Origin of the sequence: Saccharopolyspora rectivirgula DSM 43747 (assembly GCF_000497205.1) — a bacterium.
In the GTDB taxonomy this organism is placed as follows: domain Bacteria; phylum Actinomycetota; class Actinomycetes; order Mycobacteriales; family Pseudonocardiaceae; genus Saccharopolyspora; species Saccharopolyspora rectivirgula.
Genome location: NZ_AYJW01000068.1, coordinates 1 through 20,077, shown reverse-complemented (window position 1 = coordinate 20,077; position 20,077 = coordinate 1). Strand labels below are relative to the sequence as shown.

At 70.0% G+C, this 20,077-nt stretch carries 21 protein-coding genes and 1 pseudogene; all 22 read left to right on the top strand.

Going from position 1 to position 20,077, the window contains the following annotated elements; all coding sequences use genetic code 11:
• Positions 1–100: 100 nt before the first annotated feature.
• Positions 101–778: pseudogene (ftsY, locus tag SREC43747_RS0116125) on the top strand (signal recognition particle-docking protein FtsY); the annotation flags it as partial.
• 47 nt (positions 779–825) lie between these two features.
• The gene (locus tag SREC43747_RS0116120; protein WP_029722353.1) at positions 826–1,878 is read left to right on the top strand and encodes a zinc-dependent alcohol dehydrogenase family protein; all 1,053 of its coding nucleotides are present in this window, start codon (positions 826–828) and stop codon (positions 1,876–1,878) included.
• Between the two features lie 3 nt (positions 1,879–1,881).
• Positions 1,882–3,093 (top strand): CynX/NimT family MFS transporter, encoded by a 1,212-nt coding sequence (locus SREC43747_RS0116115; protein WP_051388084.1) that lies wholly within the window; start codon positions 1,882–1,884, stop codon positions 3,091–3,093.
• Between the two features lie 133 nt (positions 3,094–3,226).
• Positions 3,227–4,567 (top strand): ammonium transporter, encoded by a 1,341-nt coding sequence (locus SREC43747_RS0116110; RefSeq protein ID WP_029722351.1) that lies wholly within the window; start codon positions 3,227–3,229, stop codon positions 4,565–4,567.
• Positions 4,564–4,902, top strand: a complete 339-nt coding sequence (locus SREC43747_RS0116105; RefSeq protein WP_029722350.1) for a P-II family nitrogen regulator — start codon at positions 4,564–4,566, stop codon at positions 4,900–4,902. The genes SREC43747_RS0116110 and SREC43747_RS0116105 overlap by 4 nt, the downstream gene beginning before the upstream one ends.
• Positions 4,903–5,261: 359 nt before the next feature.
• Positions 5,262–5,837 carry an AAA family ATPase gene (locus tag SREC43747_RS0116100; RefSeq protein WP_029722348.1) on the top strand — a complete coding sequence of 192 codons (576 nt, stop codon included), beginning with the start codon at positions 5,262–5,264 and terminating at the stop codon, positions 5,835–5,837.
• A 292-nt stretch (positions 5,838–6,129) separates the two neighbouring features.
• The gene (locus SREC43747_RS0116095; protein ID WP_029722347.1) at positions 6,130–7,854 is read left to right on the top strand and encodes a DEAD/DEAH box helicase; all 1,725 of its coding nucleotides are present in this window, start codon (positions 6,130–6,132) and stop codon (positions 7,852–7,854) included.
• Positions 7,855–7,957: 103 nt separating this feature from the next.
• Positions 7,958–9,499, top strand: a complete 1,542-nt coding sequence (ffh, locus tag SREC43747_RS0116090; protein ID WP_029722345.1) for a signal recognition particle protein — start codon at positions 7,958–7,960, stop codon at positions 9,497–9,499.
• Positions 9,496–10,569 carry a metal-dependent hydrolase family protein gene (locus SREC43747_RS0116085; protein ID WP_029722343.1) on the top strand — a complete coding sequence of 358 codons (1,074 nt, stop codon included), beginning with the start codon at positions 9,496–9,498 and terminating at the stop codon, positions 10,567–10,569. The genes ffh and SREC43747_RS0116085 overlap by 4 nt, the downstream gene beginning before the upstream one ends.
• An 89-nt stretch (positions 10,570–10,658) precedes the next feature.
• Positions 10,659–11,501: a CPBP family intramembrane glutamic endopeptidase gene (locus SREC43747_RS0116080; protein ID WP_236623230.1), complete on the top strand. Its 843-nt coding sequence runs from the start codon at positions 10,659–10,661 to the stop codon at positions 11,499–11,501.
• Positions 11,502–11,631: 130 nt separating this feature from the next.
• Entirely contained in the window at positions 11,632–12,357 is a 726-nt protein-coding gene (locus tag SREC43747_RS0116075; protein ID WP_408005229.1) for a CPBP family intramembrane glutamic endopeptidase, read from the top strand.
• A 177-nt stretch (positions 12,358–12,534) separates the two neighbouring features.
• Positions 12,535–13,029, top strand: coding sequence for a 30S ribosomal protein S16 (gene rpsP, locus SREC43747_RS0116070; RefSeq protein WP_029722338.1), 495 nt, complete (start codon positions 12,535–12,537; stop codon positions 13,027–13,029).
• On the top strand, positions 13,026–13,265 hold the full coding sequence (locus tag SREC43747_RS0116065) for an RNA-binding protein (protein ID WP_029722337.1): 240 nt from the start codon (positions 13,026–13,028) through the stop codon (positions 13,263–13,265). Before rpsP ends, SREC43747_RS0116065 begins: the two co-directional genes overlap by 4 nt.
• 6 nt (positions 13,266–13,271) lie before the next feature.
• On the top strand, positions 13,272–13,808 hold the full coding sequence (gene rimM, locus SREC43747_RS0116060) for a ribosome maturation factor RimM (RefSeq protein ID WP_029722335.1): 537 nt from the start codon (positions 13,272–13,274) through the stop codon (positions 13,806–13,808).
• Between the two features lie 34 nt (positions 13,809–13,842).
• A complete protein-coding gene (gene trmD / locus SREC43747_RS0116055; protein WP_029722334.1) occupies positions 13,843–14,658 on the top strand; it encodes a tRNA (guanosine(37)-N1)-methyltransferase TrmD in 816 nt (271 codons plus the stop codon).
• 176 nt (positions 14,659–14,834) lie between these two features.
• Positions 14,835–15,194, top strand: coding sequence for a 50S ribosomal protein L19 (rplS, locus tag SREC43747_RS0116050; RefSeq protein WP_029722333.1), 360 nt, complete (start codon positions 14,835–14,837; stop codon positions 15,192–15,194).
• Between the two features lie 227 nt (positions 15,195–15,421).
• The gene (gene lepB, locus SREC43747_RS0116045; RefSeq protein WP_029722332.1) at positions 15,422–16,342 is read left to right on the top strand and encodes a signal peptidase I; all 921 of its coding nucleotides are present in this window, start codon (positions 15,422–15,424) and stop codon (positions 16,340–16,342) included.
• 38 nt (positions 16,343–16,380) lie between these two features.
• On the top strand, positions 16,381–17,097 hold the full coding sequence (locus tag SREC43747_RS0116040; RefSeq protein ID WP_029722331.1) for a ribonuclease HII: 717 nt from the start codon (positions 16,381–16,383) through the stop codon (positions 17,095–17,097).
• 33 nt (positions 17,098–17,130) lie between these two features.
• The gene (locus SREC43747_RS0116035) at positions 17,131–17,454 is read left to right on the top strand and encodes a DUF2469 domain-containing protein (protein WP_029722330.1); all 324 of its coding nucleotides are present in this window, start codon (positions 17,131–17,133) and stop codon (positions 17,452–17,454) included.
• A 178-nt stretch (positions 17,455–17,632) separates the two neighbouring features.
• The gene (locus tag SREC43747_RS0116030; protein WP_029722329.1) at positions 17,633–18,031 is read left to right on the top strand and encodes a YraN family protein; all 399 of its coding nucleotides are present in this window, start codon (positions 17,633–17,635) and stop codon (positions 18,029–18,031) included.
• Positions 18,032–19,549, top strand: a complete 1,518-nt coding sequence (locus SREC43747_RS0116025) for a YifB family Mg chelatase-like AAA ATPase (protein WP_029722328.1) — start codon at positions 18,032–18,034, stop codon at positions 19,547–19,549.
• Positions 19,546–20,077 (top strand): DNA-processing protein DprA (locus SREC43747_RS0116020; RefSeq protein WP_029722327.1); only part of this gene is annotated, 532 nt, incomplete at its 3' end. The genes SREC43747_RS0116025 and SREC43747_RS0116020, both read left to right, overlap by 4 nt.

The window sequence follows — 20,077 nt, the reverse complement described above, 5'->3', positions numbered from 1 at the left end:
TCTGTTCTGCGGTGACCCCGGGTAGTTCATCAAGGCCATGTACGCGGACCACCTGCACGCCACGAACTGCGTGGTGGTGGATTTCGGCACGTCGACGAACGTCGACGCCCTCGGGCCGGACATGGACCGCTCGGTGCGGGCGCTGCCGCACGGCGACCCCGCGGCAGGCGGCAAGCCGGCCGTGGTGCTCGTGGTGGGCGTCAACGGCACCGGCAAGACCACCACCACCGGCAAGCTCGCCCGAGTGCTCGTGGCGGACGGGCGGACCGTGCTGCTCGGGGCGGCCGACACCTTCCGCGCCGCCGCGGTCGAGCAACTGGCCACCTGGGGAGAACGGGTGGGCGCCGAAGTCGTCCGCGGCAAGGAGGGCGCGGACCCGGCCAGCGTCGCCTTCGAAGCGGTCGAGCGGGCCACCGAAACCGGGGTGGACGCGGTCCTGATCGACACCGCCGGCCGACTGCACACCAAGACCGGCCTGATGGACGAGCTCGGCAAGGTCAAGCGGGTCGTCGAGAAGAAGGCCCAGGTCGACGAGGTGCTGCTGGTGCTGGACGCCACCACCGGCCAGAACGGGCTGGTCCAGGCCCGGGTGTTCTCCGACGTCGTCGACGTGACCGGCATCGTGCTGACCAAGCTGGACGGGACCGCCAAGGGCGGCATCGTCTTCCAGGTGCAGCGCGAACTCGGCGTTCCGGTCAAGCTGGTCGGCCTCGGGGAAGGTGCCGACGACCTCGCCCCGTTCGAGCCGGAGGCGTTCGTCAAGGCACTGCTCGATTAGTCCACTCGTCCGGTACCAACCCGCCGGCCGCGACGTATCTTGGGGCGGTGCGCGCTGTCGTCTTCGAAGAGTTCGGCGGACCGCTGTCGGTCGAAGAAGTAGCCGACCCGCGACCGTCCCCGGACGGCGCGGTCGTGCGGGTGCTGGCCACCGGGTTGTGCCGGAGCGACTGGCACGCCTGGCGAGGCCACGATCCGGACGTGTCGCTGCCGCACGTCCCCGGGCACGAGCTGGCCGGTGAAGTGGTGGCCGTCGGGTCCGGGGTGCGGCGCTGGAAGCCCGGGGACCGGGTCACCGTGCCGTTCGTCTGCGCCTGCGGGCGCTGCGACCAGTGCGCCAGCGGCAACCACCAGGTGTGCGACCACCAGTTCCAGCCGGGCTTCACCGGCTGGGGGTCGTTCGCCGAGCTGGTCGCCCTCGACCACGCCGACGTCAACCTGGTGCACCTGCCGGACTCCTTCCCCGCTGCCGCTGCGGCCGCCCTGGGCTGCCGGTTCGGCACCGCCTACCGGGCGGTGCTGCGCCAAGGGGCGCTGGCCGCCGGCGAGTGGGTGGCGGTGCACGGCTGCGGCGGGGTGGGCCTGTCCGCCGTGCTGATCGCCCGAGCCGCGGGCGCCCAGGTCGTGGCGGTGGACATCGATCCGGAGCGGCGCGCCGCGGCCGTCCGGCTGGGTGCGCAGGCCGCGGTCGACCCCGCGGAGGTGCCGGACCCGGTGGCAGCCGTGCGGGAACTCACCGGAGGCGGCGCCCATCTGTCCCTGGACTGCGCCGGGCTGCCGCAGACCTGCGAGTCCTCGGTGCGCAGCCTGCGCAAGCGCGGCCGCCACGTGCAGGTCGGCCTGCTGCCTCCGGAGCAGGGCGTCCCGCAGATCCCGATGCACCAGGTGATCGCCGACGAACTGCAGCTGCTGGGCAGCCACGGCCTCGCCGCGCACGAGTACCCCGGGATGCTCGACTTCGTCACCCACAGCGACATCGACCTGACCGCCCTGGTGAGCCGGCGGATCTCCCTGGACGAGGCACCGGAAGCGCTGGCCGGGATGGACACCCCGGCCCCCGGGCAAGCCGGAGTCACCGTGATCGTCCCCTCGGAGCGGTGAGCGATGCAGCGGCCCGGTCTCGCCCGCGGCGCCGCGGCGAGCAGTTCGACGGCGGTGCTCACGGTGGCGCTGATCGTGCTCACCGCGCTCGCCCTGCGGCCCCCGTTCACCGCGGTCGCCCCGCTGCTGCCGGAGATACAACGCGACCTCGGCGTGTCCACCACGTTCGGCGGGGTGCTCACCACCTTGCCGGTGGTCTGCCTCGGGGTGTTCGCCTTCGCCGCCCCGCGGTTGCGGCAGCGGTTCGGCGAGGAACGGGTGCTGGCCGGGGCCATGGCGCTCCTGGCGGGTGGGCACCTGCTGCGCGCGCTGGGCGCCGAGTGGAGCCTGCTGGGCGGCACGGTGGTCGTCGGCAGCGGTGTGGCCGTGGCCAACGTCATCGTGCCGGGGCTGATCAAGCGCGACTTCCCCGACCGGGTCGCCTCGGTCACCGCGCTGTACACCGCCCTGCTCACCCTGGGCGGAGCGGTCGCCGCCAGCGTGGTGGTGCCGATCGGGAACGCGTTCGGCGCGGGCTGGCGGCTGCCGCTCGGGTTGCTCGCCGTCCCGGTGCTGCTGGCCTGCCTGCTCGCCGTCTTCAGCACGCGCGGTCGGCCCGGTGCCGCTGAAGCGGTGACCAGTCCGAGGCGGCTGTGGCGGCACCCGCTGGCCTGGCAGATCACCGTCTTCATGGGGCTGCAGTCCGGACTGGCCTACGTGGTGTTCGGCTGGTTGCCGACCATGCTGCAGAGCCGGGGGGTACCGCCGGAAACCGCCGGGGTGGCGCTGGGCGTGCAGGCGGCGGTGCAGGCGGTCGGGGCCAGCAGCGTCGGTCTGCTCCTCCGGTGGCTGCGCGACCAACGGGTGGTCACCACCGTCCTGGGCGTGCTGATCGCCGGGGGGTTCACCGGAGTGCTGCTGGGGCCGGGACCGGTGTCGATCTGGACCGCCACGGTCGTCCTCGGCTGCGCCCAGGGGGCCGCGTTCAACCTGGCGGTGACGCTGTTCGGCCTGCGGGCCCCGGACAGCGCCACCACCGCCGCGCTGTCCGGGATGGCCCAGGGCGGGGGATACCTCATCGCGGGCGCCTGCCCGCTGCTCATCGGGGTGATCTTCGACCTCGCCGGCAGCTGGGTGGTTCCGCTGTGCGTGGTGCTGGCGGTCTGCGCGAGCTGGATGGCGATGGGGATGCTGGTCGGTCGCCCGCGTCAAGTGCCGTCGGTCATCTCCTCGTAACCGGAGACCGCCATCGGGCACCGTTTCGTCACTTTTGCGCGCCTGATTTGATCAGGCGGAAACATGCGAGCGGATCGCCTGAAACAGGTGCTCCCCAGGATGCCGGTAACCGGTTCGCACGGGGAGGCATTTGGTGAATTCAGGCGATACCGCATGGGTGCTCGTCAGTGCGGCCTTGGTGCTGCTCATGACGGCTCCCGGGCTGGCATTTTTCTACGGCGGCATGGTGCGCGCCCGCGGCGTGCTGAACATGCTGATGATGAGTCTGGGCAGCCTCGGTGTGGTCGGGGTGCTGTGGGTGCTGGTCGGCTACTCCACGGCGTTCGGCTCCGACCTCGGCGGAGCCGGTCTGCTGGGGAATCCGGTGGAGTTCTTCGGGTTGACTTCCCTGCTGGGCGAGGACCAGCTTTCCGGTTCGATCCCGACCATGGCGTTCGTCGGTTTCCAGGCGATGTTCGCCATCCTGACGGTCGCCCTGATCTCCGGTGCTGTCGCGGACCGCGCGCGGTTCGGCGCGTGGTTGCTGTTCGCCGCGCTGTGGGCGGTGGTCGTGTACTTCCCGGTCGCGCACTGGGTCTTCGCGTTCGACGAGACCGACGAGGCCGGCAACGTCCTGGCCACCGGGGGCTGGATCGCCAACCGGCTGGCGGCGATCGACTTCGCCGGCGGCACCGCGGTGCACATCAACGCCGGCGCGGCCGCCCTGGCCCTGACCTTGGTGCTGGGCAGGCGGCGCGGCTGGCCCGGGAGCCCGGGCAAGCCGCACAACCTGCCGTTCGTGGTCCTCGGCGCGGGACTGCTGTTCTTCGGTTGGTTCGGCTTCAACGCCGGGTCGGCTCTCGCGGCTGACACCGCCGCGGCGATCGTGCTGGTGAACACGCTGGTCGCGACCAGCGCGGCAATGCTGGCCTGGCTGGCGGTGGAGTGGCTGCGGGACGGCCACGCCACGACGCTGGGCGCGGCGTCCGGCATCGTCGCCGGCCTGGTGGCCATCACGCCCGCCTGCTCTTCGGTGACCCCGTTGGGGGCGATCGCCGTCGGTGCCCTCACCAGCGCTGTTTGCGCGTTGGCGGTGGGCCTCAAGTACCGGTTCGGCTACGACGACTCGCTCGACGTCGTCGGGGTGCACCTGGTCGGCGGCTTGGTCGGCACCCTGCTGGTCGGTTTCTTCGCTTCCGACGCGGCGCCGGCCGGGGTGTCCGGGCTGTTCTACGGCGGCGGGCTCGACCAGCTGTGGCGGCAGGCGGTCGGCGCGGTCGTGGTGCTGGCCTACTCCTTCGTGGTCAGCTTGCTGCTCGCGCTGCTGGTGCGGGGCACGGTCGGTTTCCGGATCACGGCCGAGGCCGAGGACCAGGGCATCGACGAAGCCGAGCACGCCGAGAGCGCGTACAGCTTCACCGACGAGCGCTTCGTCCGCAGCACTGCGCTCCGGGCCGAGAAGAACGACGTCGAGCTGGAGGGCAGCCGGGTATGAAGTTGGTGACCGCGATCGTCCAGCCGGCGAAACTGGACAACATCAAAACGACGCTCGGCAAGCTCGGGGTGCTGGGCATGACGGTCAGCCAGGCCCAAGGCTACGGGCGCCAGAAGGGGCACACCGAGGTCTACCGGGGTGCCGAGTACGCCGTGGACTTCATCGAGAAGCTCCGGATCGAAATCCTGGTGGCGGACTCGATGCTGGACGACGTGGTGTCGGAGATCGTCAGCACGACCCGGACCGGCAGCGTCGGGGACGGGAAGGTTTGGGTGACCCCGGTGGAAACCGTGGTCCGGGTGCGCACCGGGGAAACCGGCGAAGCAGCGATCTGACGGCAGCGGCGAACGATCGGGGCGCGGGGCGGAGAGCTCCGCGCCCCGATGCGCGTCGTAGTGGGTATTGGCCGGTTCGACTGCGTAACACTACGCAGCTCGATCCACGGGGGTTCACGGTCACGGCAGGCCTCGAGAACGACCAGACTGGTGGTCAACAGCGGCCGGGGGCCACGAGAATCACCCGCCCGTCTGGGGGTCGGGCGGGTGAGAGCAGGTGTGGCCGGCCGCGACGGGGGTATCAGGGGGAGCAGAGGTGGCTCGTCTTGGGGGGAACGAGTCACCTCTTTCTTCGTGCGCGGTTCCCGCGCGGCCGGACCCACCGCCCAAGATCGAAAATCCCGTAGTCTGGGCATGCCGTGGATGATCCGAATGTGCCCGCTGCGGGTGGGGTGCCGGTCGTGCGCCCCGGGCGGCGTTCGCTGACCGTGGTGGCCGGCTTGCCCGGAGCCGGGAAGAGCACCGTGCTGACCAAACTGGACTGCGACGGTCCCGTGGTCCTCCTCGATTCCGAACAGGTGCGCGACGTGCTGCGCCGGTGGCTGCCCGCGCTGCCGTACGCCTGGTACCGGCCGCTGGTGCACCTGGTCCACCGCAGCCGGATCGCCGGGCACTGCCTGTTCAGCTCGCGACCGGTGGTGGCCCACGAGCCCGCGACCAGGGCGAGCACCCGCGTCCTGCTGCTGCTCTTCGCCCTGCTGGGCGCGCGACGACCGGTGCTGGTCTGGTTGCAGGCCGAAGCCGGTCAGGCGCGGGCCGGCCAACGGGCCAGGGGGCGGGTGATCCGCTCGGCGTCCTTCCACCGGCACGTCCGACGGACCGACCGGGTCCAACGGCGGCTCCGGGAGGGGCGGCGACTGCGCGGCTGGCGGCAGATCCACGTGTTCACCCGGCGGGAAGTGGCCACCGGACTGCGGTTGCGCACCCGAGGGTGAGCAACGTCCCGTTAAACCGGGTGGGGGAGCAGGACGGCGAAGTCGATCGGTAGGCTGGACAACCAGCGCGCGGGAGCTGCCCGCTGCGCTTGGCTGAGAATCATCGAGCTGCGGGTGACTGGCTACAGGGTGTGCGTCCAGCTGTGCGTGGTTCGAAACGCGCTAATGGCCTCCGACCCCGCGGCTATTCCCGGCGGACCAATCCGCCGAAGATCGTCCCGGACACCTGGGCAGCCCGGGCCGTTCGGCGCATCAGCCCCATGCCGACCCTACGAGGAGACCCGCAACCAGCATGCCGACCTTTGAAGAGCTCGATCTCGACCCGCGAATCTGCAAAGCGCTCGCGGAAATCGGCTACGAAACACCTTCTCCCATTCAAGAACGAACCATTCCGCTGCTGCTGCAGGGGCGGGACGTGCTGGGGCTCGCCCAGACCGGGACCGGCAAGACGGCGGCGTTCGCCCTGCCCATCCTGACCCGCCTGGACCCGGACGCGGCCAACCCGCAGGCGCTGGTGCTGGCCCCCACCCGGGAGCTGGCGATCCAGGTCTCGGAATCCTTCGAGCAGTACGCCAAGCACTTGCCGGGCATCAACGTGCTGCCGATCTACGGCGGCCAGAGCTACGCGCCGCAGCTGGCCGGTCTCCGCCGGGGGGCCCAGGTCGTGGTCGGCACCCCGGGGCGGGTCATCGACCACCTGGAACGGGGCTCCCTGGTGCTCTCCGGGCTCAAGCACGTGGTCCTCGACGAAGCCGACGAGATGCTGCGGATGGGCTTCATCGAGGACGTGGAGAAGGTCCTGCAGTCGGTTCCGGAGCAGCGGCAGGTGGCGTTGTTCTCGGCCACCATGCCCAGCGCGGTGCGCAAGATCAGCCAGTCCTACCTGAACGATCCCGCCGAGGTCTCGGTCCGCACCAAGACCACCACCGCCAACAACATCAACCAGCGGTTCATCTCGGTGCGCTCGGCGCACAAGCTGGACGCGCTGACCCGCATCCTCGAAGTCGAGCCGTTCGACGCGGTCATCGTGTTCGTCCGCACCAAGCAGCTCACCGAAGAACTGGCCGAGCAGCTCAAGGTGCGGGGCTTCAACGCGGCCGCGATCAACGGCGACATCCCGCAGCCGCTGCGGGAGCGCACCATCGGCCAGTTGCGGGACGGCCGCATCGACATCCTGGTGGCCACCGATGTGGCGGCTCGCGGCCTGGACGTCGAGCGGATCTCGCACGTGCTCAACTACGACATCCCGCACGACACCGAGTCCTACGTGCACCGGGTCGGGCGGACCGGCCGGGCCGGGCGCAGCGGTGAGGCGATCCTGTTCGTCGCCCCGCGCGAGCGGCACCTGCTGCGGGCCATCGAACGGGCCACCCGCCAGAACATCCAGCAGATGGAGCTGCCCAGCGTGGAGGCGGTGAACGAGCGCCGGCTGGCCAAGTTCTCCCAGCGGATCACCGACACCCTCGCCAAGGGGGACCTGGAGGTGTTCCGCGAGCTGGTGCAGGAGTACGAGCGCACCCACGAGGTCAGCGCGATCGAGATCGCGGCAGCCCTGGCCAGCATGGCGCAGGGGGACCGGCCGCTGCTGCTGGACCCGCAGGACATCGACCGGGCCGAGCCCTTCGCCCCGTTCGAGTCCAACAGCCGCGAGACCGGCACCTACCGGGTCGAGGTGGGCCGCCGCAACCGGGTCACCCCGCGGGCCCTGGTCGGCGCGCTGGCCAACGAGGGCGGGGTGCCCAGCAAGTACATCGGCCACATCGACATCCGGGCCGAGCACACCCTCATCGAACTGCCCGCCGATCTGCCGGAAGAGCTGCTGAGCAGGCTCCGCACCACCCAGGTGGCCGGCCGCGGCCTGCGGATCAGCCGGGCCGAGGGGGAGGTCATCAACCGCCGTCCGCGCCGGGCCGGGCGGGACAAGCCCCGCCCGCACCGCAAGGGGCAGCGCTCCTACGGGCAGTCCGGCCGTCCGGTGAACACCAAACGGGGTGTCGGCAACCTCTCCCGGGGCTGACACCGGGGTGATGTCCCCTATACCGCCTCGGCCGTGACGGCGGGGCGGTTACCCTCGCATTGGTACCCAGGTACACCGAAACGACTCTGGAGCCCGTGAACCCGTGTTCGACACTCTTTCTGACCGGCTCACTTCGGTCCTGACGAATCTTCGCAGCAAGGGGCGGCTGTCCGAGGCCGACATCGACGCCACCGCGCGCGAAATCCGGATCGCCCTGCTCGAGGCCGACGTTGCGCTGCCCGTGGTGCGCAGCTTCATCAAGGGTGTCAAGGAGCGCGCGAAGGGCGCTGAGGTCTCGCAGGCTCTGAACCCGGCGCAGCAGGTCATCAAGATCGTCAACGAGGAGCTGATCGGCATCCTCGGCGGGGAGACCCGGCGGTTGGAGTTCGCCAAGAACCCGCCGACCGTGATCATGCTCGCCGGTCTGCAGGGTTCCGGCAAGACCACGTTGGCGGGCAAGCTCGCCAAGTGGCTGGCGGGCCAGGGCCACACCCCCATGCTGGTGGCGTGCGACCTGCAGCGGCCGAACGCGGTGAACCAGCTCCAGGTGGTCGGGGAACGCGCCGGGGTGACCGTGTTCGCGCCCGAGCCCGGCAACGGGGTCGGGGACCCGGTCGACGTGGCCCGCCGCGGTGTCGAGGAGGCCAAGCGGGCCCAGTACGACACCGTCATCGTGGACACCGCGGGCCGCCTGGGTATCGACCAGGAGATGATGCAGCAGGCCGCGGACATCCGGGACGCCATCAGCCCGCACGAGATCCTGTTCGTGCTGGACGCGATGATCGGTCAGGACGCGGTCACCACGGCCGAGGCGTTCCGCGACGGGGTCGGGTTCAGCGGTGTCGTGCTGACCAAGCTCGACGGTGACGCCCGCGGTGGTGCTGCGCTGTCGGTGCGGCAGGTCACCGGCCAGCCGATCATGTTCGCCTCCAACGGGGAGAAGCTCGAGGACTTCGACGTCTTCCACCCCGACCGGATGGCCAGCCGCATCCTGGGCATGGGTGACGTGCTCACCCTCATCGAGCAGGCCGAGCAGGCGTTCGACCAGAAGCAGGCCGAGCAGGCCGCGGAGAAGCTGGGCACCGGCGAGCTGACGCTGGAGGACTTCCTGGAGCAGATGCAGGCGGTCCGGCGGATGGGGCCGCTGCAGAACCTGCTGGGCATGCTCCCGGGCGCCAACCAGATGAAGGAGCAGCTGGCCAACTTCGACGAGAAGCACCTGGACCGGATCCAGGCGATCATCCGCGGCATGACGCCGGAGGAGCGGGCCAACCCGAAGATCATCAACGCCTCGCGGCGGCAGCGCATCGCGCGCGGCTCCGGGGTCACCGTCACCGACGTCAACGACCTGATCAACCGCTTCTTCGAAGCCCGCAAGATGATGCAGCGGATGGCCGGCCAGTTCGGCTTCGGCGGCGGCTTCGGCGGCACCAAGCGCAAGGGCAAGAAGGGCAAGAAGGGGAAGAAGGGCAAGAACAAGGGGCCGACCCCGCCGAAGGGGATGCGCGGTCTGCCCGGTGGCTTCCCGCCCGGACTGCCGGGCAACGTGCCCGGCGGACCGGACTTGTCAAAACTGGAGCAGGGGTTGAATGATCTGCCTGCCGGTTTTGATCCGTCGAAGCTGAACTTCGGAAAGAAGAAGTGACTGCCCTTTCACTCAGCGGTGTGGTGCTGCCGGACGGCCAGCACCAGCAGTTGTGGATCCGGGACGGGCGGATCAGTTTCGACCCCGTCCCGGGTGCGGAGACCGTGTTCGAAGGCGGGTACGTGCTGCCCGGTCTGGTGGACGCCCACTGCCACGTCGGGATCGGTCCGCAGGGGCCGGTGGAGCTCGACGAGGCGGCCGAGCAGGCGGAGACCGACCGGGACGCCGGCACCCTGCTGATCCGGGACTGCGGTGCGCCGGTCGACACCCGCCCGCTGCAGGAGCGCGACGACCTGCCCAGGATCATCCGGGCTGGTCGGCACCTGGCCCGGCCCAAGCGCTACATCCGGCACCTCGGCAACGAGCTGGAGGACCCGGCGCAGCTGCCGGCCGCCGTCGCCGAGCAGGCCGAGTTCGGTGACGGCTGGGTCAAGCTGGTCGGGGACTGGATCGACCGGTCGGTGGGCGATCTCGCCCCGCTGTGGCCGGACGACGTGCTGGCCGAGGCGATCGAGGTGGCGCACCGCAAGGGAGCCCGGGTGACCGCGCACGTGTTCGGGGAGAGCGCGCTGCCCGGTCTGATCAACGCGGGCATCGACTGCATCGAGCACGGCACCGGGCTGACCGACGACACCATCGAGTTGATGGCCGCTCGGGGCACCGCCCTGGTGCCGACCCTGATCAACGTCGAGAACTTCCCGTCCTTCGCCGCGGCCGCCACCAAGTACCCGGACTACGCGGCGCACATGACGGACCTGTACCAGCGCGCGGACCGGACCGTGGCCAAGGCCGTTGAAGCCGGGGTCCCGGTGTACGCCGGGACCGACGCCGGTGGCGGCATCGAGCACGGTCGGCTGGTGGACGAGCTGCTGGCGCTGCACCGGGTGGGCATGTCGGCCGAGCAGGCAGTGGGCGCGGCTTCCTGGGCGGCCCGGGACTGGCTGGGCTGGGGCGGTGTCCGGCACGGCGCGGTGGCGGACCTGGTGTGCTACGAGACCGACCCGCGCAAGGACCTCGAAGCGCTGCGCGCGCCCGCCCGCATCATCCTCCGGGGGCGAGTGGTTCGCTGAACCCTCCGATCGCTGCGGCACCGGGTGCCGTCCTCAAGGCACGGGTGTGGAACGGCACTTAGGGTGGACCGTGGCGAGAGGAGGACAGCGTGGAGGAGGGTCCCGGCCACGGCCTGCCCGGGAGGTGGCGGAGGGAGCAACCGCCTGCAGACCGCGAGCCGGCGCCGCCGATGCGGCCGGTCGACGACACCCAGCGATCCCGCTCGCGGTATTGGGAAGCGGAGCAGGAAGCCGCCCGACGCGGGTCGCTCGCGTGGGGGTTCGCCGCGTTCTTCGCCGGCTACGGCGCCTACTACCTGTTGGTCCTGGTGATCAGCGGTTTGCAGAAGTCGGAGATCGCCGGGTTCGACCCCGCCACGTCGGCCGGGGCGGCCGGCCCGGTGCTGCTGCTGGCGTTCGCCCCGAACGTCTTCCTCGGACTGCTGCCCGCGGTCTTCTCCTGGTGGAAGGGGAAGGGGCTGCGGCTGGACTTCGGCATCGCCCCGAAGTGGCGGGACCTCAAGGTCGGGTTGAGCTGCGGGCTGATCGCTCTCCTGGGGTCCTGGGTGCTCACCCTGGTGATGATCGGGGTGTTCGGACCGCCTCCGGAGAACGGGCTGACCCGGTTGATGGAGGGGGAGCGCACCGTCTGGCTCTTCCTGTTCGCGCTGTTCGCCTTCCTCGGCGCGCCGCTGACCGAGGAACTGCTGGTGCGCGGGGCGCTGTGGGGCGCCCTGGAGCACTACCGCATCCCCCGCTACGCCGTCCTGGTGTTGACCGCGCTCGTCTTCGCCCTGATTCATCAGGAAGCGTGGCGCACGCCCGTGTTGTTCTTCGGCGGTCTGGCCATCGGCGCGGCTAGGATGATCACCGGGCGGGTTGCGGCGAGCATGGTGGCGCACGCGACGAACAACTTCCTGCCAGCGCTGCTCCTGTTCGCGATCGCCGGTTGATGGCTGCCGCTTCCTCGCGGCCGCGGGTAGTCTGGCGGCTCTCCACAGTGGTTTCGTCCTTTGCCAGCCGGTTTGCGGACAGCCAGCCGGCATCACGGAGGCGCCCGTGAACGCACTTCAACCGGAACGGATCAGCAAGCGGAGCAAGTCGACCGGTGAGGCGCCGCCCGGAGCCTCGGTGCCCCGCTGGGGTCTCGGCGCGTTCTTCTTCGTCCAGGCGGTCTTCCTGCTGGCGTCGGTGTTCCTGGCCGCCACGTTGGGCGAGGCGGACGGTGCGGCGCTGGTGCTGATGCTGGTGCTGCCGACCCTCTTATCCGGTGCGGCGGCGGTGCTGGTGAGCTTGGTCCGGGGCAACGGACCGCGGGTCGACTTCGGGTTGGAGTGGCGGTGGTCGGACGTCCTCACCGGGTTGGTGATCGGCGGGGCCGGTCTGGTGACCACCACGATCGCTTCGGTGCTGTGGGTGCGCTGGCAGGGGCCGGAGAACGCGCACTCGACGGTGAGCAGCCTGCTCGACGGGGTCCAGTTGCCGCCCGCCTTGGCGGTGGTGATCTTCCTGCACGTCTGGTTGGTGGCGCCGCTGTGCGAGGAGATGCTCTACCGCGGTTTGCTGTGGGGGGCGATGGAGCGGCTGCGCTGGAGCCAGCTGCACGTGTTCTTGTTGTCCACCGCGGTGTTCGCGATCGTGCACCTGGAACCGGCCCGGACGATGCTGCTGCTGGTGATAGCGGTGCCGATCGGCCTGGCCCGGCTGGTGACCGGCAGGTTGACCGCGAGCGTGATCGTGCACCAGGTGAACAACTTCCTGCCCGCGCTGGGGTTGTTGTTGATCTCGCTGGGAGTGCTCCCCGCGTGAGGCGGGCACCCCGGACGGGGAGCTGGACGGTATCTGGCACAATGAGAAGTTGTTCGCCGCGAGGGGTCCCTCTCACCGCTCGTGGCTGGTAGACGTATGAGCGTTCCATCCCGTTGCCCCACGCGGCGTGGCATGCTCACCAAAGCACGAACGAGAGTCTGAGGAGCACCACCACCCGTGGCTGTGAAGATCAAGCTGGCGCGGATCGGTAAGATCCGCGAGCCGCACTACCGCATTGTGGTTGCTGACGCCCGTACTCGGCGGAACGGCCGGGCCATCGAGACGATCGGGCAGTACCACCCGAAGGAGAACCCGAGCCGCATCGAGGTCAACTCCGAGCGGGTGCAGTACTGGCTGGGTGTTGGCGCGCAGCCGACCGAGCCGGTGCGCAACATCCTCGAGATCACCGGGGACTGGCAGAAGTTCAAGGGCCTGCCGGGCGCCGAGGGTCGGCTGCAGCGGCCGGAGCCGAAGCCCAGCAAGAAGGAGCTGTTCGAGGCCGCGCTGGCCGCTGCCAACGAGGAGCCGGGCGTCGAGGCGGTGACCCCGAAGAAGAAGGGCGGCAAGAAGGCCGAGGACAAGGAGGCCAAGGCGGAGAAGGACGCCAAGGCCGAGGAGACCAAGGCCGACAAGCCCGAGGCTGAGCAGAAGTCCGGGGAAGGCCAGGCGTGACAGTCCTCGCCGACGCGCTTGAGCACCTGGTGCGGGGCATCGTCGACAATCCGGACGATGTCCACGTGCAGCTTGTGACGACTCGGCGAGGTCGCACCCTCGAGGTGCACGTCAACCCGGACGACCTGGGCAAGGTCATCGGCCGCAGTGGGCGGACGGCGACCGCGTTGCGGACCGTGATGTCCGGCATCGGTGGTCGCGGCATCCGGGTCGACGTGATTGACACCGACCGCTGAACGCAGATGCGCGAACAACAGTCCCGCACCCTGGCCGTGGGTCGAGTGGTTAAGCCGCACGGCATTCGTGGGGAACTCGTTGTCGAAGTGCTGACCGACAGTCCGGAGCTGCGTTTCGCCTCCGGGGCAGCACTCGATGTGCAGAGGCGGGGTGAAGATCGCACCCAGAAGCTCACCGTGGTAGCCGCCCGGCCGCACGCCGGGCGGCTACTGCTGCGTGCGGAGGGGGTGGACGACCGCACCGCTGCCGAGCAGCTGCGCGGCGCCCTGCTGGTGGTGGACGCGTCGGAGGTCGAACCGACCGACGACCCGGACGAGTTCCACGACGTCGAGCTCGAAGGACTGCGGGTGCTCAACACCGGCGGGGACGAGCTGGGCCGGGTGCACGAGGTCGTGCACACACCGGCCGGCGAACTGCTGGCGGTGCGCACCGGGGACGGCAGGGAAGTGCTGGTGCCGTTCGTTTCCGAGATCGTCCCGGAAGTCGATCTCGAGGCGGGGAAGCTGGTCGTGGACCCGCCGGAAGGCTTGTTCGACGCCTGATCCGCTCGGCGTCGGTGGAAAGCTCTGGGCATTCATGCGCATTGATGTCATCTCGATCTTCCCGGACTACTTGAACCCGCTCCGGGAAGCGCTGCTGGGCAAGGCCATCGCCAGCGGCAAGATCGCTGTTTCGGTGCACGACCTGCGGAACTGGACCCACGACGTGCACCGCTCGGTGGACGACAGCCCGTACGGCGGCGGTCCCGGCATGGTGATGAAGCCCCAGGTCTGGGGCGAGGCGCTGGACGAGGTCTGCGCCCCGGATGCGGCCCCGGAACCCGGTGCTCGGCCGCGGTTGGTCGTGCCCACGCCGGCGGGGCGGCCGTTCACGCAGCGGACCGCGGAGCGCTGGGCGGCCGAGCCGTGGCTGGTGTTCGCCTGCGGTCGTTACGAGGGGATCGACGAGCGGGTGATCGAGGACGCCGCGGAGCGGATGCCGGTGGAAGAGGTGTCCATCGGCGACTACGTGCTGGTCGGCGGCGAAGCTGCGGTGCTGGTGATGGTGGAGGCCGTCGCTCGGCTGCTGCCCGGTGTGCTGGGCAATCCGCTGTCGGCGCAGCAGGACTCGTTCTCCGACGGGCTGTTGGAGGGCCCTTGCTACACGCGTCCTGAGGTGTGGCGGGGGCGCTCGGTGCCGGACGTGCTGCGGTCCGGCAACCACGCCGCGATCGCTCGTTGGCGGCGCGACAAGGCGCTGGAAAGGACCTACTGGCGGCGGCCGGATCTGCTCGCCGCGCTGCCGGAAGGGGCCCTGGACGAAGCCGATCGCGCTGTGCTGGATAAACTGCGGGAGTCGGATCGTTCCGGCGACTCCCGGGATGCCGGAGACGCGGAGCGCGGACCCCGTTGAACTGGGGTTGGTTTCGGCGCTGGGATGCGTATCTGGCACACTGGAACGGTTGCAGCCGGACAGTGTCCGGCATGCCAAGAACAAATCACCCCGTGTCAGGCGGTGCCCACCAGTAGGTTGGGTCATCGGCATGCGAGAACACGGGTGCCATCGACACGGATGAGGACGGACCACCGATGAACACCCTGGACGCACTGGACGCCCAGTCGTTGCGTTCCGACATCCCGGCTTTCCGGCCTGGCGACACGCTGAAGGTTCACGTCCGCGTCATCGAGGGCTCGCGCGAGCGGATCCAGGTCTTCCAGGGCGTGGTTATCCGCCGTCAGGGCGGCGGTGTCCGGGAGACCTTCACCGTGCGCAAGGTGTCCTTCGGTGTCGGCGTGGAACGGACGTTCCCGGTGCACAGCCCGAACATCGCCAAGATCGAGGTTGTGAGCCGCGGTGACGTGCGCCGAGCGAAGCTGTACTACCTGCGCGACCGGCATGGCAAGGCGGCCAAGATCAAGGAGAAGCGCGAGACCGCTTCGGCTTCTTGATCCGAAATGCGTAGCTGTGCACGACCCGGGTGAAGCACACCCGGGTCGTTGTATTTTTCCGTCTTACGGGTGATCGTTACCGGCGCGGAGACCGCACCAGCGGCCGGACCCCCATCGACGTTCGCCGACGAATGACCACGTCATCGCCCGGTTCCCGGGATTCTGGCGGGGCGCTGTCCCCGCGGGGGACTGCGGTGTGCTGGGGGAGTGTCGAGTAGCCTGGCCCGGTGGCCGATGTCATGCGCTCCACTGGACCAGAGGAAGACCCCAAGGACGCTGAACGCAGCGAAGCTGCGGAGTCCGCGCAGCAGGAGCACTCTCGCCGGGCGAAGCCCAAGGGGAAGAAGGGTTCGTTCTGGCGCGAGCTGCCCATCCTGATCGTCACAGCACTGGTCCTGACGGTACTGATCCAGGCGTTCGTGGCCCGGGTCTACCTGATCCCTTCTCAGTCCATGGAAAAGACGCTGCACGGCTGCAGCGGGTGCAACAACGACCGGGTGCTGGTCGACAAGATCACCTACCGGTTCACGGATCCGGAGCCCGGGGACGTGATCGTGTTCCGCGGCCCGCCGGCCTGGGTGCAGAACGAGCACCAGGTCGAGGAGTCGGCCAACCCGGTGGTCCGGCTGTTCCAGCGGGGGGCTTCGCTGCTGGGGCTGGGCGCTCCGAACGAGAAGGACTTCGTCAAGCGGGTGATCGCGGTCGGCGGGCAGACCGTGGAATGCTGCGACGACCAGAACCGGGTTCTGGTGGACGGCAAGCCGTTGAACGAGCCCTACATCTACTGGGAGCCGGGGCGCGGTGGCACCCAGGAGGAGTTCGACCCGGTGACCGTCCCCGAGGGGCACCTGTGGGTGATGGGCGACAACCGCAACGACTCCGCTGACTCCCGGGTGCAGGGCGGTGGCGGTGTCAACGGCACGGTGCCGGTGGAGAACGTCATCGGCAAGGCGCAGTTCATCGTGCTGCCCCCGAGCCGCTGGCAGAGCATTCCCGAGCCCAATCCGCAGGTGGAGGCGCTGAGCGCGCCCGCTTGGCAGGCCGGATTGCCGCTGGGCGTCGGGGTGGCGGGCGCGTTCCCGGTGCTCTGGGCAGGACGTAAGGTCGTAGGTGTGGTCCGCAGTCGACGCACGCGGGAGCAGCACTGACGGTGACGGAACTGGCGGGGTTACGGCCGCCAAGGACGGTGATCCGGCGCAGCAGCGGCAACTGGGCGTTGCAGCGCGCGTTGGACCGTCGTGGCCTCGGCCCGGTGGCGGGTGTCGACGAAGCCGGACGGGGGGCTTGTGCGGGGCCGCTGGTGGTGGCCTCGTGCGTGCTCAAGCCCGGTGATGGGCGCCGCTTGGACGGGTTGAGCGATTCCAAGCTCTTGTCCGCTGCGGAGCGGGAGCGGCTGTACGACCGGATCGTCTCGTGCGCGCTGAGCTGGTCCGCGGTGGTCATCCCGGCCGAAGAGGTGGACGCCCGGGGCATCCACGCGGCGAACCTGGAGGGCATGCGCCGGGCGGTGGCGCAGCTGTCCGTCCACCCCGGCTACGTGCTCACCGACGGTTTCCGGGTGCAGGGGTTGGCCTCGCCGAGCGTCGCGGTGGTCAAGGGCGATCTCGCGGTGGCCTGCGTGGCGGCGGCCTCCGTGCTGGCCAAGGTCACGCGGGACCGGTTGATGGTCGAACTGCACGAGGACTTCCCGGAGTACGCGTTCGACGAGCACAAGGGGTATTCGACCCCGGTGCACTCGGCGCGGTTGAAGGAGTTCGGGCCATGCGTGGAGCACCGCTGGTCCTATGCCAACGTGGTGTCGGCGGCGAAGCTGCACGGCATGCGCTCACCACGGACGGTGATCAGCAAGCCCGGTTTGTTCGATGCTTTTGAGCAGGATGTGGGGAACAATGCGGAGTTGTAGTCCCAACGGCGACGGAGAAGGGCTCGCACAGCGATGAGCGCCGAGGATCTCGAGAAGTACGAGACCGAGATGGAGCTGCAGCTCTACAAGGAGTACCGCGACATCGTCGGGCAGTTCACCTACGTCGTGGAGACCGAGCGGCGCTTCTACCTGGCCAACGCGGTTGATGTGCAGGTGCGCAACTCCGACTCGGAGGTCTACTTCGAGGTGGCGATGTCGGACGCGTGGGTGTGGGACATGTACCGCCCCGCCCGTTTCGTGAAGAACGTCCGGGTCATCACCTTCAAGGACGTCAACGTGGAGGAGTTGGACAAACCAGAACTCCGGTTGCCAGAAGGCGGGCCATTCGGTGCGTGACTGACCGGCTTGGCGGAGGGCCCGGGCGACGACGTCGCCCGGGCCCTCCGCTTTTTTGCAGCTGCTGGTTGTCCACAGCGAGGGGAGTTGTCCACAGTTTTCGATTCGGTTCTGCCGCTCGGCCGGCCCGGCGGGCACGTTGGGTGAGGACGGACTCGTCTGGCAGGTAGGAGGAGGCATGCCGAATCCGGTCATCGGTTCGCTGTCCGACGACGACACCCTGGGGCACCGGCACGCGCTGGGGCGCGAAGGGGAGCGGCTGGCCGCGCAGTTGCTGGAGGAGAAGGGCCTGACGGTCCTGGAGCGCAACTGGAAGTGCCGCCACGGCGAACTGGACATCATCGCCACCGACCGCCGCAGAGCGGTGTTCTGCGAGGTCAAGGCGAGGTCCGGGGTTGATTACGGAGGTCCGTTGCTGGCGGTCGGCCCGGACAAGGTCCGCCGTGTTCGCCGGCTGGCGCAGCTCTGGCTCAACGAACGCGAGCTGACCGGTTGCCCGGTGCGGTTCGACGTGATCTCCGTGCTCTGGCCGCCCGGCGGGAAGCCGCGCTTGGAACACCTGGAGGGGGTGTTCTGAGTGGCCTTGCACCGGGCGTACGCGGTGGCGCTGTTCGGCGTGGACGGTGTGCTGGTGGAGATCGAAGCGGACGTGCGCAGCGGCGGTCTGCCCTCGGTGCAGCTGCTGGGGCTGCCGGACACCGCTTTGCAGGAGGCCAAGAACAGGGTGCGCGCGGCGGTGCAGAACTGCCAGGAGAAGTGGCCGGCCAGCTGCGTGACGCTCGCGCTGTCCCCGGCGGCCTTGCCGAAAGCGGGGACTTCGTACGACCTGGCGATCGCCTGCGCGGTGCTGGCCGGTGCCGAGGCGGTTCCAGCGCACCGGCTGGAGGGCACGGTGCTGTTCGGAGAGCTCGCGTTGGACGGGCGGATCCGGCCGGTCCGCGGCCTGCTGCCGGCGCTGCTGGCGGCTCGCCGGGAAGGCGTGCGCACGGCTGTGGTCCCGGTGGACTGCTTGGCGGAGGCCAAACTCGTTTCCGGCATCGACGTCCTCGGCGCGGAGCACCTCGGCCAGGTGCTGGCTTGGCTGCGGGAGCTGGGCGAGCTGGAGCGCGCGGTGCGCACCGGTGTCGAACCCCCGGCGGCGGAGGCCCCCGAGCTGGCCGACGTCATCGGGCAGCCCGAGGCCAGGTGGGCCCTGGAGGTCGCCGCGGCCGGTGGTCACCACCTGCTCATGGTGGGGCCACCGGGCACCGGCAAGACCATGCTCGCCAAGCGGTTGTGCGGGCTGCTGCCGGACCTGTCGGTGCAGGACGCGCTGGAAGTCACCGCCATCCGCTCCGTGGCCGGGGAACTCCGGAAAGCGGATTCGCTGATCAGAACACCGCCATTCGTCGCCCCGCACCCGTCGGTGTCCCTCGCGGCGTTGATCGGTGGCGGCACCGGGCTGGCCAAGCCGGGGGCGGTGAGCCAGGCCCACCGGGGGGTGCTCTTCCTGGACGAGGCGTGCGAACTCGGCGGAAAGCGGTTGGAGGCGCTGCGCACCGTCTTGGAGGAAGGGGAAGTCAGACTGGCCCGGCGGGACGGCACGGTGCGCTTCCCAGCCCGGTTCCAGCTGGTGCTGGCCGCCAACCCGTGCCCGTGCGCGCCAGCCAGGGACGTGGATTGCCAGTGCACACCGCACATCCGGCGCAAGTACCTCGGCCGGCTGTCCGGCCCGCTGCTGGACCGGGTGGACCTGCGGGTCCGGATGCGGCCGATGACCGCGATGTCCGTTCACACCGGTGAGCAGCCGGAGTCGACCGAAGTGGTTCGCAAGCGGGTGGCCGAGGCGCGGGAAGCAGCCCGCCAGCGGTGGGCCGACCACGGGTGGCAGACCAATTCGGAAGTGCCCGGCCCGCTGCTCCGCCAGCGGTTCGCTCTGCCGGCCAAGGTGATGGCACTGCTGGACCGCGCGCTGGAGCTGGGGGCGGTCACGGCTCGAGGAGCGGACTGCTGCCTGCGGGTGGCTTGGACGTTGAGCGATCTCGACGGCAGTCCCCGCCCCGCCGCCGAGCACGTGGCAGCGGCACTCGAGTTCCGGGATCGGAGGGTGTCATGACCAGTGATCCCATCCGACTTGCCCGGGCATACCTCGGTGCGGTGGCCGAGCCGCCGGCCCCGGCGTTGGCCGCTTTCGTCGCCGAGCACGGACCGGTCGAAGCGGCCGAGCGGGTGCGCGCCGACGAGCAATTGCCGGGTGCGGTGCGGGACGAGGTGGTGGCCCGCCGCGAGAAGGTGCGCGCGGCCGATCTGCTGGCCGCCGCGGCGGCAGCAGGAGCCCAGCTGTTGGTGCCGGAGGATCCGGAGTGGCCGCGGGAAGCGGTGGGCCTGTTGTCGGGGGCCCGCGAAGTCGGCTTGCCCGCGATGGCCGAGCCGCTGGCGCTGTGGGTGCGCGGTGCGCACCGGGACCTGCTCTCCGGGGACGAGCTGGTTTCCGTGGTGGGGGCCAGGGCTGCTTCCGGTTACGGCGAGCACGTCGCGGCGGAGTTCGCGCACGGGCTCGGCAAGGCGGGGTATGCGGCGTCCGGGGCGTGCCCGCTGATCGGCACGACGGGGTCCGGTTCCCAGCGCACGGTCGCCCGGTCGC

Bases quoted from the DNA above. Each gene is read 5' to 3' on its own strand.
- SREC43747_RS0116095 (WP_029722347.1), top strand. From the start codon at position 6,130: ATGCCGACCTTTGAAGAGCTCGATCTCGACCCGCGAATCTGCAAAGCG.
- SREC43747_RS0116115 (WP_051388084.1), top strand. From the start codon at position 1,882: ATGCAGCGGCCCGGTCTCGCCCGCGGCGCCGCGGCGAGCAGTTCGACG.
- SREC43747_RS0116030 (WP_029722329.1), top strand. From the start codon at position 17,633: ATGCCGAATCCGGTCATCGGTTCGCTGTCCGACGACGACACCCTGGGG.
- SREC43747_RS0116035 (WP_029722330.1), top strand. From the start codon at position 17,131: ATGAGCGCCGAGGATCTCGAGAAGTACGAGACCGAGATGGAGCTGCAG.
- trmD (WP_029722334.1), top strand. From the start codon at position 13,843: ATGCGCATTGATGTCATCTCGATCTTCCCGGACTACTTGAACCCGCTC.
- rplS (WP_029722333.1), top strand. From the start codon at position 14,835: ATGAACACCCTGGACGCACTGGACGCCCAGTCGTTGCGTTCCGACATC.
- SREC43747_RS0116105 (WP_029722350.1), top strand. From the start codon at position 4,564: ATGAAGTTGGTGACCGCGATCGTCCAGCCGGCGAAACTGGACAACATC.
- rimM (WP_029722335.1), top strand. From the start codon at position 13,272: ATGCGCGAACAACAGTCCCGCACCCTGGCCGTGGGTCGAGTGGTTAAG.